General features: G+C 64.7%; 14 protein-coding genes and 2 pseudogenes. 8 read left to right on the forward strand and 8 right to left on the reverse strand.

The genetic code is table 11. From position 1 onward, the window contains the following. From ACLQI9_RS00225 to ACLQI9_RS00240, 4 genes and pseudogenes are all read right to left on the reverse strand, one after another. Positions 1-245: WXG100 family type VII secretion target (locus ACLQI9_RS00225; RefSeq protein WP_442390711.1), on the reverse strand; the 245-nt coding region annotated here is incomplete at its 3' end. A 68-nt stretch (positions 246-313) separates the two neighbouring features. Further along, positions 314-1,540, reverse strand: coding sequence for a PPE family protein (locus ACLQI9_RS00230; RefSeq protein WP_442383677.1), 1,227 nt, complete (start codon positions 1,538-1,540; stop codon positions 314-316). 15 nt (positions 1,541-1,555) lie between these two features. Beyond that, on the reverse strand, positions 1,556-1,855 hold the full coding sequence (locus ACLQI9_RS00235) for a PE family protein (RefSeq protein ID WP_442383675.1): 300 nt from the start codon (positions 1,853-1,855) through the stop codon (positions 1,556-1,558). Between the two features lie 245 nt (positions 1,856-2,100). Further along, a pseudogene (locus ACLQI9_RS00240) lies at positions 2,101-2,717 on the reverse strand (dihydrodipicolinate synthase family protein); the annotation flags it as partial. 18 nt (positions 2,718-2,735) lie between these two features. Here ACLQI9_RS00240 and ACLQI9_RS00245 point away from each other — a divergent pair. The 5 genes and pseudogenes from ACLQI9_RS00245 to ACLQI9_RS00265 all read left to right on the forward strand — a co-directional run bounded on the left by ACLQI9_RS00245 (position 2,736) and on the right by ACLQI9_RS00265 (position 6,799). Further along, positions 2,736-3,294 (forward strand): annotated as a pseudogene (locus tag ACLQI9_RS00245) (hypothetical protein). 73 nt (positions 3,295-3,367) lie between these two features. Continuing rightward, entirely contained in the window at positions 3,368-4,939 is a 1,572-nt protein-coding gene (locus tag ACLQI9_RS00250; protein WP_442383673.1) for a purple acid phosphatase family protein, read from the forward strand. Between the two features lie 21 nt (positions 4,940-4,960). Continuing rightward, complete coding sequence (locus ACLQI9_RS00255) at positions 4,961-5,788, forward strand: mycofactocin-coupled SDR family oxidoreductase (protein WP_442383671.1); 828 nt, start codon at positions 4,961-4,963, stop codon at positions 5,786-5,788. 240 nt (positions 5,789-6,028) lie between these two features. Then, positions 6,029-6,292, forward strand: coding sequence for a hypothetical protein (locus ACLQI9_RS00260; RefSeq protein WP_442383669.1), 264 nt, complete (start codon positions 6,029-6,031; stop codon positions 6,290-6,292). 39 nt (positions 6,293-6,331) lie between these two features. Further along, positions 6,332-6,799: a hypothetical protein gene (locus ACLQI9_RS00265; RefSeq protein ID WP_442383667.1), complete on the forward strand. Its 468-nt coding sequence runs from the start codon at positions 6,332-6,334 to the stop codon at positions 6,797-6,799. Positions 6,800-6,826: 27 nt separating this feature from the next. Here ACLQI9_RS00265 and ACLQI9_RS00270 read toward each other — a convergent pair whose 3' ends face one another. Further along, positions 6,827-7,717: an alpha/beta fold hydrolase gene (locus tag ACLQI9_RS00270; RefSeq protein ID WP_442383665.1), complete on the reverse strand. Its 891-nt coding sequence runs from the start codon at positions 7,715-7,717 to the stop codon at positions 6,827-6,829. 413 nt (positions 7,718-8,130) lie between these two features. Here ACLQI9_RS00270 and ACLQI9_RS00275 point away from each other — a divergent pair, with 413 nt between their 5' ends. From ACLQI9_RS00275 to ACLQI9_RS00285, 3 genes are read left to right on the forward strand one after another with little or no spacing between them, the layout of a single operon-like run. Continuing rightward, positions 8,131-9,384 (forward strand): acyl-CoA dehydrogenase family protein, encoded by a 1,254-nt coding sequence (locus ACLQI9_RS00275; RefSeq protein ID WP_442383663.1) that lies wholly within the window; start codon positions 8,131-8,133, stop codon positions 9,382-9,384. 52 nt (positions 9,385-9,436) lie between these two features. Further along, entirely contained in the window at positions 9,437-10,033 is a 597-nt protein-coding gene (locus tag ACLQI9_RS00280; protein WP_442390713.1) for a TetR/AcrR family transcriptional regulator, read from the forward strand. Continuing rightward, positions 10,033-10,926, forward strand: a complete 894-nt coding sequence (locus tag ACLQI9_RS00285; protein WP_442383659.1) for a haloalkane dehalogenase — start codon at positions 10,033-10,035, stop codon at positions 10,924-10,926. The genes ACLQI9_RS00280 and ACLQI9_RS00285 overlap by 1 nt, the downstream gene beginning before the upstream one ends. Before the next feature lie 7 nt (positions 10,927-10,933). On the opposite strand, the gene ACLQI9_RS00290 is transcribed toward ACLQI9_RS00285, so the two are convergent. From ACLQI9_RS00290 to ACLQI9_RS00300, 3 genes are all read right to left on the reverse strand, one after another. Further along, positions 10,934-12,298 carry an HNH endonuclease signature motif containing protein gene (locus tag ACLQI9_RS00290; RefSeq protein WP_442383657.1) on the reverse strand — a complete coding sequence of 455 codons (1,365 nt, stop codon included), beginning with the start codon at positions 12,296-12,298 and terminating at the stop codon, positions 10,934-10,936. 75 nt (positions 12,299-12,373) lie between these two features. Continuing rightward, complete coding sequence (hisS, locus tag ACLQI9_RS00295) at positions 12,374-13,645, reverse strand: histidine--tRNA ligase (protein ID WP_442383655.1); 1,272 nt, start codon at positions 13,643-13,645, stop codon at positions 12,374-12,376. After that, entirely contained in the window at positions 13,642-14,322 is a 681-nt protein-coding gene (locus tag ACLQI9_RS00300; RefSeq protein ID WP_442383685.1) for an MBL fold metallo-hydrolase, read from the reverse strand. Before ACLQI9_RS00300 ends, hisS begins: the two co-directional genes overlap by 4 nt. Positions 14,323-14,449: the final 127 nt, after the last annotated feature.

The following is a 14,449-nucleotide window of genomic DNA, read 5'->3' on the forward strand; positions in this document are numbered from 1 at the left end:
GCGTCGCGGATCAGTCCGTCGCGCACCCCGTGCAGCATGTTGACGATGTTGCGGAAGGCCTGGTTCATCTGGCCCATGGTGTCGTAGGACGTCATCTGGGCGGTACCGCTCCAGCCGGCGCCGGCGATGTTTTGGCTCGATGCCCACATCTTGCGGGCCTCGTCTTCCACCGTCTGGGCGTGCATATCGAAACGGCCCGCCATCGACCGCATCTCATGCGGGTCAGTCATAAAACGCGTAGGCATATCCCTGTCTCCCTTACCTCGGTGTCATTTCAGTGTTAATACGTTGTGCGGCAAGGCATCCCCTGCCCTTAGCCGCCGGCCGGCGTGCGGGTTTCGACTCTCACGGGGGCTGTCTTGGCGGCCTGGGTGCCCACACCGCGCCCGCTGAGCGAACCCATGAGTGCTTGGGTGAACGGGCTGTTGGGCAGGCTCGACGCCGTCGGGCTGACGCTGGTCTGGGGCAACACCGGGGCCGCGCGAGACGCCATCTCCGGCGCCGAGTTGGCCCAGCCATTCGGTATCGACAGCCCGCCCAGTCGATGCGCCGACGCCAGCTGCGCGCTGATCGCCGACCCAAACCCCCGCAGCTGGCCGGATATGCCGCCCATCACGGCTTTCATCTTGGCGTCGACGAGCGCGGAGACATCGGCCAGCATTGCCTGATTGCTCGCCTGCATCGCCTGGCTGGCGTTCATCGAGTTGGCCATGCTGATCAACATGCGGGCGGGCATGCTGGCCATCATCGTCGTGTAGTAGACCGCCTGAACCGGAAGAATCGAATCCGTCGCCGAACCGACACCGGAACTACCCAGCACGCTCAATAACGTCGAGTCCAAACTCGTCGGTACGCCAAGATCGCCAAGAATGTTCGTCCAAGCGCTCGTTAATGTATTCCCGCCGCTGGTGTTTCCCAGGTAGGCATTGAGCAGCCCCTCCAAGTCGGTGCCCAACGAGCCGGCCGAATTCGCCGTCGACTGGCTGGCCGCGGCAGCATCCGCGGACGCCCCACCATCGCTTGTCGTCGGCGCAGGAGTCTGCTGCGGCAACACGGCGGCCTGCTGGGATGTCACCGCATAGGTATCCATCGTCAGGCCGTCCTGGAACCACATCTCCATGTAGAGAGCCTCGGTGGCCGCGATCGCCGGAGTGTTTTGACCCAAGAAGTTGGTGGCAACCAACGCCGCCAAGAGTGCCCGGTTGGCCGCGATGACCGACGGCGGCACCGTGGCGGCAAACGCACTCTCATAGGCAGCGGCCGCCAAGCTGGCCTGACCACTGGTCAGCGCAGCTTGGATCGAGCTGCCCTGCAACCACGCAATGAACGGCGCCGCCGCCGAAGCCATCCGCGCCGACGACGGACCCAACCACGGTCCACCGGTCAACTGCGCGATCACCGATTGATACGAGCTGGCCGTGCTCTCCAGGTCGGCGGCCAACTCATTCCAGGCCGCCGCCGCCGCCATCAACGGCCCCGACCCCGCCCCGGAAAACATCAGAGCCGAATTAACCTCAGGCGGGAACACCATAAAGCTCATCGACCCAAGCCCCCATTAGCCTGCGGCTGCCGCATTCGCCGCTTCAGTCAACGCGTACGCCCCCGCGCCGGAGCGCAACGCGGCAACCAACTGCTCATGCACTTCCGCCGCCTGAGCGGCGACCTGCTGATACGCCACGCCCTGCTTGCCGAACTGCGCCGCCGTCATCGCCGACACAATATCCGACGCCGCCGGCGCCAAGCCCGTCGTCGGCGCCGCCGCGGCCGAATTCCGGGCCACCATCGCATCACCGATACCCGACAACGTCCCCGCAGCCCCCGACAGCACCTCCGGCTGCGTAGTTACGAACGACACCCTCCGACCTCCTTCAGAAGACGTCAAGCCCCCGGTCAGCTGTTCGCAACGGTTAATTCAATTAACCTTTTCGAAGAGCGTTCACTCAGGCGCATAACGGTCGGCCAATCGTAAATCACGAACGCGCGTGCTTTGCTGAAAAAATCCAAAGACAATCCGCTCGCGATAGATTTTTTCGTGCGCGTAACAGGATCTTCTCAGGAAGAACCGGAGCGCACGAATCCGCATCGCACTCGCCCACGCGGTCAGGCGTCGGTCAGCAGCTTCTTCAGCGCAGCGCGGCCCTCGTCGTCAAGCGGTGGGAAGGGTCGACTCGGATCCCCAACGCCGGCGCCCAGCAGCCCCAGGCCGGCCTCCGCCATGGTGGCCCACGACGAACTCCAACAGCGGCTTGAGCTCAGCGTAAATGGCTTGTGCCCTTGGCAATTCGCCTGCGCGTACTGTGCCGTACAGGTCGATGCAGGGCTGTGGGCGCAGACACGGCCCGACCGTGCACCAACCGGCGGCCCCTGCCTGCAGCGCGTCCAACACCAGCGGATTAATGCCGTTGCAGAAAGGCAGCCGGCCGCCGCTGAGCTAGTCGACGCGCTGCATCCGGGAAAGGTCGCCAGCGGACCCTTTGACCATTGTGAGGTTGTCGATGGTCTCAAACATCCGCACCAACAGTTCCGGGCTCATATCGACCCCGCTTGTGGCCGGGTTGTTGTACACATGATCAAAATCCGGATCGCATCGCCAATGCTGAGAAAATGCCAAAAATTTCGCGGTTCGAAAGCTTCCAGTGCGACGCCGGCACGATCATCACCGCGTCGGCGCCGGCCTGTTGCGCGCAGTGCGCACGCCGCGTCGTTTTTGCGGTCGTGGGCGATACTCAAGAGTCATGACTGGCTGCAGCGATGGTGTGCTGTCCGACGCCCGCATCGCGGCGATGTCGCCTGCTGAACGGCGCGACCTGATTCAGCGGCTGCAGCGTCCGCTTGAGGAAGTGTATCCACCGCTGGTGGCACATCGCACGCGACGGAATCGGTTGACCTTGATGGTGGGCGGGGTGATCGGGTTGATCCCGTGGATCGTCTACCTCGCCTTTAACCTGCCCGCGAACTATTGCCCAAAACTGGCCGGCAACCTGGATTGGCTTCGACTGTCTGCTCATCGTGTTCATGGCCGCGACCGCGGTACTGGGCTGGCTGGGTCGCCAACTGGTGGTGCTGCCCGCCTTCACGACGGGGGTTTTGCTGATCTGTGATGCCTGGTTCGACATCGTGACCGCCGGCCCGGGACGGGATTTGGCTTTACCGGTACTGACCGCCGCACTCGGCAACCTACCGCTCGCGGTGATCATGATCAGTGGCGTAGTGCGGATCCTGCGCGTGACAGCGATACGGCTGTGGTTTATCGATCCCGGTATGCCGCTGTGGCGCGTGCCGTTGGTGCCGTAGGCGGCCAGGCGCCGCGGGTGGCCCGCGAGCTGCCGTCGACGTACCCACGCTCGGCGGCCGGTATGAAGTAAGCATGGGCGAACAGCCGGAATCACCGTCAGGAATCAGCCGCCGGACGTTACTGACGACGGGCGCGGCGGCGGCCATCGTCGGTGCAGGCGCCGGCGCGGCTGCCGTTGCGCTGCTTGGGTCGCCGGGCCGCGGACCCAGCCTGTGGACCCGGCCCGATCAGAGCGGCGCGCAACCGGTCGGCGGCCTGCATCTGCAATTCGGCAAAGATGCGTCCACCGAAGTCGTCGTCTCATGGCACACCACCGACGCGGTTCGCAACCCGCGGGTCATGGTCGGCACGCCGACGTCCGGCTTCGGCCGCGTCGTGCAAGCCGAGATCCGGACCTACCGTGACGCGATCTCCAAGACCGAAGTTCGCGTCAACCACGCCCGGATCGACAAACTGGTTCCCGACACCGACTACGTGTACGCCGCGGTGCACGAGGGCACCAACCCCGAGCTGGGGACCGTCCGGACCGCGCCGTCCGGACGGAAACCGTTGCGCTTCACAAGTTTCGGAGACCAGGCCATCCCGACACTGGGCCAATTCAAAAACCCCATCTACAACATCCACAACCTCGGATCGCCGGCAGCCGGGGACACCACGACGGCAATCGAACGTCTCGGTCCGCTGTTCAACCTCGTCAACGGCGATCTGTGCTACGCCAATCTCGCGCATGACCGCATCCGCACCTGGTCGGACTGGTTCGACAACAACACGCGCTCAGCCCGCTACCGGCCGTGGATGCCGGCGGCGGGCAACCATGAAAACGAATTGGGCAATGGTCCGGTCGGTTACGCCGCCTACCAGACCTACTTCGATGTGCCCGACTCGGGATCCGACGCCGAGGTCCGCGGCCTGTGGTATTCGTTCACCGCCGGCTCGGTGCGAGTGATCAGCCTCAACAACGATGACGTCTGCTTCCAGGACGCCGGCAACTTCTACTTGCACGGCTACTCGGGTGGCTCGCAGAAGCGTTGGCTGGAAACCGAACTCGCCGACGCACGAGCCGACCCGCGAGTCGACTGGGTGGTCGTTTGTATGCACCAGACGGCGATTTCCACCGCCGATCACACCAACGGTGCCGACCTGGGCATCCGGCAGGAATGGCTACCGCTGTTCGACCGGTACCAGGTCGACCTGGTGTTGTGCGGTCACGAGCATCACTATGAACGCTCGCATCCGGTGCGGGGAACACAAGACACCGAAACCAAAACGCCGATCCCGGTCGAAACCCGCGCCGACGTCATCGACACCAGCAAGGGAACGGTGCACCTAGTCATCGGCGGTGGCGGCACATCGTCGCCCTCGAACACCACGTTCTTCCCGCAGCCCCGGTGCCGCGTGCTGACCGAAGTCGGGCTATTCGATCCGACGATCGGGCGCAAGGCGCCGATCTATGTGGTGGAGGACGCGCCGTGGTCGGCGTTTCGCGACCGCGAAAACCCTTACGGTTTTGTGGCATTCGACGTTGACCCCGGCTCACCGGGCGGCAACACGTCGATCAAGGCGACGCACTACGCGGTCAACGGCCCCTACGGAGCGATCAGCGTGGTCGAAGAGTTCACCCTCACTCGGCCCCGCCGCGGCTGAGTGTTTCCTACGCTTGCCGGTATGACGACTACTGATCTCCCGTTGGCCGGCAGGGTCGCCTACGTCACGGGCGCCGCCCGCGGACAGGGCCGCTCGCACTGCATCAGGCTGGCCAGGGCCGGGGCCGACATCATCGCGATCGACGCCTGCGGACCGGTCACCGCGCACAACGGCTATCCCCCGTCGCAGCCGGAGGACCTCGCGGAAACGGTGAATCTGGTGGAAGGAGCGGGACGCAAGATGCTCGCCTCCGAAGTCGACGTGCGCGACGCGGTCGGGCAGCAGCGCGTGGTTGGCGACGCCATCGAACAGTTCGGCCGCCTGGACATCGTGGTCGCCAACGCCGGGGTGCTCAATTGGGGCCGGCTGTGGGAGATTTCGGCCGAACAGTGGCAGGACACCCTCGACATCAACCTGACCGGGCTGTGGAACACGATCAAGGCGGTGGTGCCGCCGATGATCGAGGCCGGCAACGGCGGGTCGATCATCACGATCAGTTCGGCGGCGGGAATCAAGGCCGTTCCCGGCTGCGGCCACTACTGCGCCAGCAAGTTCGGGGTGGTCGGGCTGACCAACTCGCTTGCCGTCGAGCTCGGCGAGTTCGGCATCCGGGTCAACTCCGTGCACCCTTACGGCACCGACACCCCGATGGGCAACGACGTCTCGATGTACCAGGTGTTCCAAGACCACCCGAATTACATCCACAGCTTCTCCCCCGGCGCGCTCCCGACGGAATCGCTCGCCGATCCGGACCTGATCTCCGACATTGTGGTGTGGCTGGCCAGCGATGCCTCATCGCTGGTCACGGCGGCTCAGATCCCCGCCGACAAGGGCTATTTGAAGATCTAACCGTCATCAAGGACCTCGCGGTACCGCTTACTCATGGGCGGCACATGATTACTTCAGCAAAATCCGGATTGCTTCTCAGTAATTTGTTAGGTTGAATCGCGCCCGACTCAAAGCCACAGCGTGTCGCAGGAAGGGCCACCTGGGTCGTCGTCGCACCATCGGAGTAGATCGTCAGCCGCGCAAGCCACGGGTGCGCGGGCGTTGTCGTGTCGTGGGTCTGGGTTAACCGCGGGGGCATTCTTGGCCGTCGGCACGACGCCGTGGTTCACCGCGCGGGCGGCCAACGCCGACGAGTTCGACGCGATCCTCGACCCCATCCTCAATTCCCTCTCGAGCATCGACCCCACGCTGGGTGCGGATGTGGGCACGGGCACCGTCTTCTCTTTCCACGACTATTGCGAGTTTGACCTCGGGGCGCTGGGTTGCATACCGAACGTCAACGACATCGCCGACAACGCGCTGAGTTACGCTCAGGCACAGGGAATCCCGGCATTCATGACCTAGTTCGGAGCCAGCAGCGACGAGACTGGCATCAACGCCTCGATGCAAGCCGCCAACGGAAACCTGATCGGATGGACGGAGTGGGCTTACTCCAGCCAAGGCGATATCACCACTACCGTGTCGCCACCGAGCTCGGAGTCGCTGGTGTACAACCCGGAGGATTTACCGGTCCGCAGCAACGTCAACACCGCGAACCTGGACACGCTCGCCGAGCCCTACCCGCAAGTGATTTCGGGCACCCCGACTTCCTGGTCGTTTGACAATGGCACCTTCGACTTCACCTACTCCACCGAGGAGGCCGACGGCCTGGGTAGCTTCCCCACCGGCTCGCAGACCACCATCTCGGTGCCGACCGTCGAGTTCCCGAATGGCTACGAGGTGAGCGTCACCGGCGGGCAGGTTGTCTCCGCGCCGGACGCACCCGAACTGGTCATCGCGTCAAACGCCGGCGCAAGCACCGTCCCCGTCGTGGTGACTTCCACCGCGGACGGCGGGGCCGCAGCAGGATAACAGCAGGCCGACCGCTGGGACGCGCGACTATCGCTGGTTCCACCACGCGATGATGGCGTTGGCGAAATCGGTTGGAGCGTCGGACTGTAGATAGTGTCCGGCACCGGCGAGCACGACGGTGTGATGCCGGGGCATGACAGATTCCCAACGGCGACGTTCCTTTTCGCGGAAAGCGACGTCAGCATCGGCCCAAATTATCAAGGTCGGCAGGTCGGCCAACGCCGTCAGGCCGCGTTCGAGGTCAGTGAGGAATGCGCTGGCCGCGGTGATGTCTTTTGGGAAAACGGCGCACGGGCTGCGCCGTTGCGGTGTGGGTAAGGCCCGCCGATAGTGGGCCATCTCTGCCCCGGTAACCCGTCTGCGCCGGTGACCGGCAGGGATCATGACATTGACGAAGAAGTTGAAGTGCCGGATGAGCTGTCGGCCAACCAGGCCACCCATGAAGCGGGAAAACACCTCAAAATGGAGATCTCCGTTCACCGGCCACGCCCAGGTGTTTCCTACTACCAGACCGGAGAAGCGATCTCGGCGCTGCAACGCGGCACTCAGGCCGATCGGTCCGCCCCAGTCCTGCGCGATCAAGGTGACATCACGCAGATCGAGACGGTCGACGAACTCGCTTACCACCCGCGCGTGGTCGCCGGGATGGAACTGATATCCAGGCGCTGGCGTCGACAGTCCGAACCCCGGATAGTCCAGCGCGATGCACCGAAACGACCCTGACAGCCTGGTGATCACGTCGCGATAGACAAATGACCAGGTGGGGTTGCCATGCAGCATGAGTAGGATCGGCCCACGGCCTTCATCGATGTAATGGACGACATTGCCGCCCAATTCGAGGAACCGGCTTTCGAACGGAAAGAGGTCGTCGTCAACCCATGCCGGCCGCATCGCCGTACCGGACGATCCCATCGACATCCGACACCACCGCCATTGCTTTACAAGAACAATTGGACTTTAACGCCACTGATGGCGGCTGGGCGCCGCAACGACTCATTCGACCCACGGTGGTTGGTGCCGGCACTGTCTGCGTTGCTCACCGACTATCGCGAACGACGGGCCTCGAGTCGAACTGCTCGATGAAGTCCCCGCCGGTACGCGGGCCGTCTTGCGGACTACCCCGGAAACTGCGCTGGCACTAGCCGCCAAAGCGCTCACCCCTGAACAGGCGATCAGCTCCGACCGCAGCTACACAGGTAGCCCCGAAACGATTTGCGCCGTGCTCGGTTGACCGCGCAGGGCATTGCGAGCGCCCGAATGGTAACGTCATTACCGTTTCAGGCCAGTACGACTCTCCGGAGATGTCATATGCATTCACGCAAGCTGCCGTCATGACCGAGACGGCGTCGGCGCGCGCCACCGAAACGGTAGCCGCATTCGCCGAGCGCGCCCGCAGGTGGCTCGCCGACACCATGCCGCGCATCGACAATCCGAGTGATCCGCCCTACGCCGACCGCGGCGACGAGGAATCCTGGCAGCACGTCCGCGAGTTACAGCGGCGGCTTTACGACGGCGGGTTCGCCGGGATTTGCTTTCCCACCGAGTACGGCGGGCTCGGTCTGGACATCGAGTATCAGAAGGCTTTCGATGCCGAAAGCGCCCGCTACGAGATGCCGCTGATTTTGAATGTCCCGACATTCACCATCTGTTGTGCGACGATCCTCGACACCGGCAGCGAAGACCAGAAGCGGCAACACATTTCGGCGGCGCTGCGCGGCGACGAGGTGCTCGTCCAGTTGCTCTCGGAGCCCAGCGGCGGCTCGGACTTGGCGGGTGTGATCACCCGCGCCGAGCGGCGCCGCGACAAGTGGGTGGTCAACGGCGCCAAGACGTGGAGCACCGGAGCCTTCGCCGCCGACTACGGCCTGCTGCTGGCCCGGACGAACTGGGATGTGCCCAAGCACGAAGGCCTGACGATGTTTCTGGTGCGGATGGACAGCCCGGGCATCACGCTGCGCCGGATCAAGCAAGTCAACGGATCGACCGAGTTCTGCGAGGAGTTCTTCGACGACCTGGAGCTCAGTGACGATGCGGTGGTCGGCGAGGTCGACAAGGGCTGGGAGGTGGCCTCCCGCCAGCTGTATCACGAGCGGCGCGCCGTCGGCGGCGGCTCGGAATTCGCCAGCGGCAGCGGCAGCGAAAACAACCAAGAACAGCCGCCTGATTATCCCGCGATGATCCGAGCGGCCGAGCTGGCCGACAACGAACGCGTGCGCGAAGCAGCCGGCCGGGCGCTGACGCACCGCGCGGTGTGGGAGCAGTTGATCGACCACGTCTACCGCGGCGTGCTGGACGGTTCACTCCCGTCGACGGCCGGTTCGCTCATCCGGCTTTTCCAGGCCGAGGAAGTTGCGCTCGAGATCGATACCGCACTAGAGATTGCCGGCAGCGCCGGCGTCGTCGACGGGCCTGCCGAGTTGCTCTTCGTCGGCGAACGCTACCTGTCCCGGCAGACCGCAGCGCTGGGCGGCGGCACTACCGAGATGGCGCGCAACGTGATTGGCGAACGGGTACTGGGCTTTCCGCGCGAATACGCCGCCGATCGCGGCGTGCCGTTCAACAAGGTCAAGCACAACCGGGGCTGATCGCCCACGGAGCTCGCATGATGTGCGTCATGCGACTAACGTGATGCTGATCATGCGAAAAACGGCTACCAAGCGCGCTCGGAGCAAGCAGGAATCGCTGGACCGGATTCTCTATGCGGCAGCGCGGCGCCTGCGGGAAGAAGGCCTCGATGGCGCCGCGATCGTCCCGGTGATGAGAGACGCCGGCCTCACCCATGGCGCGTTCTACTCGCATTTCGACACCAAGGAGCAGTTGGCCAATACCGCGTTCGCTTATGCCATCACCACCGGACGGCGACATTGGATCGAGCCGATGCGAGACGAATCCTGGGCTGACCGGTTGGCCAGTCTGGCCAAGCGCTACCTCACCCCGGCTCACCGAAACGACCTGTCGACCAGCTGCGCATTCGCCGCCGTGGGCGCCGACGCCGCGCGCGCATCGGAGGATTTCCGCGCCGTCTACGAACGCGAACTGCGCGGCTCGCTGGCTGCTATTTGCGGTGAAGACGATGCCGACGATCAGCGGCTCGACGATGCGATCGCCCTGATGGCGGTGTGCGTAGGCGGGCTGTCGCTCGCCCGCGCGGTGGCCGACCGGCAGTTCTCCACACGGATTTTGCGGGTTGCGCGTGGGGCGGCAATCAGACTCGCTGGGAAAGAAGGAAAGTGATGCTGAGCGCCAAACCGTATGGAAAGCTGCGCTATCGGGAGATCGGCGGTAAGCGCATGGCCTATGTCGACGAGGGCCGCGGTCCCGACGGCACGACGATCGTTTTCCAGCACGGCAACCCCACCTCGTCGTATCTGTGGCGCAACGTAATGCCGCATCTGGAAGGTCTGGGCCGACTGGTCGCGTGTGACCTGATTGGGATGGGCGGGTCGGACAAGCTCAACCCGTCGGGCCCTGACCGCTATTACTACGCCGAACAGCGTGAGTACCTATTTGGACTTTGGGATGCCCTCGATATCGGTAATCGGGTGGTGTTGGTGCTCCACGACTGGGGATCGGCGCTGGGTTTCGACTGGGCTAACCGGCACCGCGACCGAGTGGCCGGCATTGCGTTCATGGAGGCGATCGTCACTCCGATGACGTGGTCGGACTTCCATGAGAGCGTGCGAGGCGTGTTCCAGGGCTTCCGCTCCCCCAACGGTGAGTCAATGGTGTTGGAGCAGAACATCTTTGTCGAGGCCGTGCTGCCCGGCGCCATCCGGCGACGGCTGTCCGGCGAGGAGATGGACCAGTACCGGCGGCCGTTCGCCAACGCCGGAGAGGACCGGCGGCCAACGTTGTCGTGGCCGCGAAACATCCCGATCGACGGCGAGCCGGCCGAGGTCGTCGCCGTGGTCGACGAGTATCGGAGCTGGCTCGCGGGAAGCGACGTGCCAAAGCTGTTCATCAACGCCGACCCCGGCGCGATCGTGACCGGGCATATCCGCGACTACGTCCGCAGCTGGCGGAACCTGACCGAAATCACCGTCCCCGGCGTGCATTTCATCCAGGAGGACAGCCCGGACGAAATCGGCACGGCGTTGGCGCAATTCGTCCAAGGGCTGCCTGGCTAGACGTCCTTTAGGGTTCGTCGTCGTCTTCGTCGTCGCGCAGCAGTTTTTCGGGGTGGTGGTAGGTGTTGACGCGAGGCTGGCCGTAATCAAGATGCGGTGGTGGGATCCATTCGGTGACGCCGTGTTGGTTTTTCCGTGTGGTCCAGCCTTGTTCGGCCAGTGGGTGGTGGCCGCCGCAGCCGAGCGCCAGATCGTTGACGTCGGTGGTGCGGCACTTGGCGTAGGGCGTGACGTGGTGAACTTCGGTGAAGTAGCCCGGGACATCGCAATTGGGAAACGAGCAGCCGCGGTCCTTGGCGTAGAGCACTATTCGCTGACCGGGTGAAGCCAGCCGTTTGGTGTGGTAGAGCCCGATCGCTTTGCCTTTGTCGAAGATGCACAAGTAATGATGGGCATGGGAGGCCAGCCGGATGACGTCGCTCATCGGTAGCAGCGATCCGCCGCCGGTGAGCCCCCTGCCGGCCTTGGCCTCCAGTTCGCGCAAGGTGGTGGTGACGATGATGCTGGCCGGCAGCCCATTGTGTTGACCCAGGCAACCGGAGGCCAGTAGAGCCCGTCCGGCCGCGTTGAGCGCGTCGTGGTTGCGTTGCGCGGCGCTGCGGCCGTCGGTGTCGACGGCGTCTTGTGCGGGTGTGCCATCCACACATGGTGTGGCGTCACCCGGATTGCACATGCCGGGTGCGGCCAGTTTCGCGAGGACGGCGTCGAGGGTGGCGCGAGCCTCGGGAGTCAGATATCCGGTGATCGGGCTCATGCCGTCGAAGCCTTGCTTGCCGATGGTGAGACCCCGCCGCCGAGCTCGGTCGTCGTCGGTGAAGTTTCCGTCCGGGTTGAGGCAATCGGCGAGTTTGTCGGCCAGCTTGCTCAACTCGTCGGGGCGATGTTCGCCGCCCAACCCGGCAAGCTGGGCCTCAGCTTTGTGACGGGTTTCCGCGTCGACGAAGTCGGGCAGCCGGTGAACGAAGCCGCGGATCACCGCTACGTGGGCAGGCCCGATCCGCCCGTCCCGCTGCGCTGAAGCGATGGCAGTTAGCAGCGGAGGCAGTGGTTCGCCAGTGATCGCCTTCCGCTGGCCCAGATCGGCGGCCTCGTGAATGCGCCGCGATGCTTCGGCGCGAGTGATCCGCAGTCGGTTGGCTAATGCCGAGGGCAGTTTGCCGCCCAACTCGGTCGCGTCGGCCTGCTCTCCGATCTGGTTGATCAAGGGGTGTTCGACGGCCGGCAGCTGGCGGCGTATCTTCTCGCAGCGCTGCAACATTGCCAGCCGCTCCCGAGTGGTCAGCGCGTCGAAGGACAACTCCAACGCGCGGTCGAGGTCGGCCTCGAGCGCGTCAAAGGCTCCGACGATCTCTTCTCGACTACTCGAACACATGTTCGAATACTATCGCCGGCGACCGACAAAAATCACTGCTTATGAACCACTGAAACCAAAGTGGCAAAAGAGATTTCAGTGACCTAGCCGCGCGAGCACCTCATCGACAACGGAATCCATCGCGACGTCGACCTGCTCACCCGTCGTCAGATCCTTCACGCCGAGGGTCCCGGTTTCGATGTCGCGGTCACCGGCGACCAGCGCCAGGCGTGCACCGGACCGGTCGGCGGCACGCATCGCGCCCTTGACGCTGCGGTCGCCGTAGGCCAGGTCGACGCGCACACCGGCGGCCCGTAGCTGCCGGGCCAACACCGCCAGCCGCAGCTTGGCCTGCTCACCCAGTGGCACTCCGAACACGTCGCACCGGGCGATCTTTCCGACGTCCTTGGCCTCGGCCCGCAGCGCCAGCAGCGTGCGGTCCACGCCGAGACCGAACCCGATGCCCGACAGGTCCTGTCCGCCGAGCTGTCGCATCAGACCGTCGTAGCGACCGCCGCCGCCGATGCCGGACTGGGCACCCAAGCCAGGGTGCACGAACTCGAAGGTGGTTTTGGTGTAGTAGTCCAACCCGCGGACCATCCGCGGGTTGATGACATACGGCACGCCCACGGCGTCGAGGTGCGCCAGCACGGTCTCGAAATGCTGCTTGGCCACATCGGAGAGGTGGTCGAGCATCACCGGTGCGTCGGCGGTCATCGCCTTGACTTCTGGACGCTTGTCGTCGAGTACCCGCAGCGGGTTGATCTCGGCGCGCTTGCGGGTTTCCTCGTCGAGGTCGAGCTGAAATAGAAAGTCCTGCAACAGTTCCCGATACTGCGGACGGCAAGAGTTGTCGCCCAGCGAGGTGATTTCCAGCCGGAACCCGTCCAGGCCCAGCGAGCGGAAACCGGCGTCGGCGACGGCGATCACCTCGGCGTCCAGCGCGGGGTCGTCGACACCGATGGCCTCCACACCGACCTGCTGCATCTGGCGGTACCGGCCGGCCTGGGGCCGCTCGTAGCGGAAGAACGGGCCCGCGTAACACAGTTTGACCGGCAGTGCGCCCCGGTCCAGGCGGTGCTCGATCACCGCACGCACCACCCCGGCGGTGCCCTCCGGCCGCAGCGTCACCGAGCGGTCGCCGCGATCGGTAAACGTGTACATCTCCTTGGTCACCACGTCGGTGGACTCGCCCACCCCGCGCGCGAACAGCGCGGTGTCCTCGAAGATCGGGAGCTCGACGTCGCTGTAGCCCGCCCGGCGGGCGGCATCGAGCAGCGCAGACCGCACCGCGACGAACCGAGCCGAATCCGGCGGGACGTAGTCCGGTACGCCTCTGGGCGCGGAGAACGCCGAGAAGTCGCTCATGGGCTCAGGCCTTCGAGGAACGGGTTGAAGCGCCGTTCCGCGCCAATGGTGGTGGAATTGCCGTGGCCGGGCAGGACCACCGTTTTGTCGTCGAGCACCAGCAACTTGTCGACGATCGAGCGAATCAGGTCGCGGCCGCTGCCACCGAACAGGTCGGTCCGGCCCACCGAGCGCTCGAACAGGGTGTCGCCGGTGAACACTAGGTATTTATCGTCTTTGTCGTCCCCGGCATCCGCGACTCGGAAGACCACCGATCCCCGGGTGTGGCCGGGCGTGTGGTCGACGGTGACGCTGATCCCGCCGAGGTCGATCTTGTCACCGTCTCGATCCAGCTCGATGACCTGTTTGGGCTCGCGGAATATCGCCGCCAGCAGCAGCTGCCCCAGCCGCGGGCCGAAGTCTTTGATGGGTTCGGTCAGCATGCACCGGTCCTCGGGATGGATGTATGCGGGGCAGCCGAAGGTGTCGGACACCTTCTGCGCGGACCAGATGTGGTCGATGTGACCGTGGGTGAGCAGCACCGCCGCGGGAGTCAGCCGATTCTTGTCCAGAATGCGCCGCAGCTGGCCCATCGCACGCTGGCCTGGGTCGATGACGATGGCGTCGGCCCCGGGGTGCGGCGCCAGCACATAGCAATTGCACTGCAGCAACCCGGCGGGAAATCCGGTGATGAACACGATCTCCAGTTTCCCATGCCGCCCGACGACGATGCGGCCGACGCAGTCGGCGGAGGTGGGGGTCCCCCCGCGTGCGGGGGAAAGTCGGGCCATCGTGCCCCGCGAGCACGGGTCGCGCCACCCCTAT

The sequence above is a fragment of the Mycobacterium sp. genome, assembly GCF_052143115.1.
In the GTDB taxonomy this organism is placed as follows: domain Bacteria; phylum Actinomycetota; class Actinomycetes; order Mycobacteriales; family Mycobacteriaceae; genus Mycobacterium.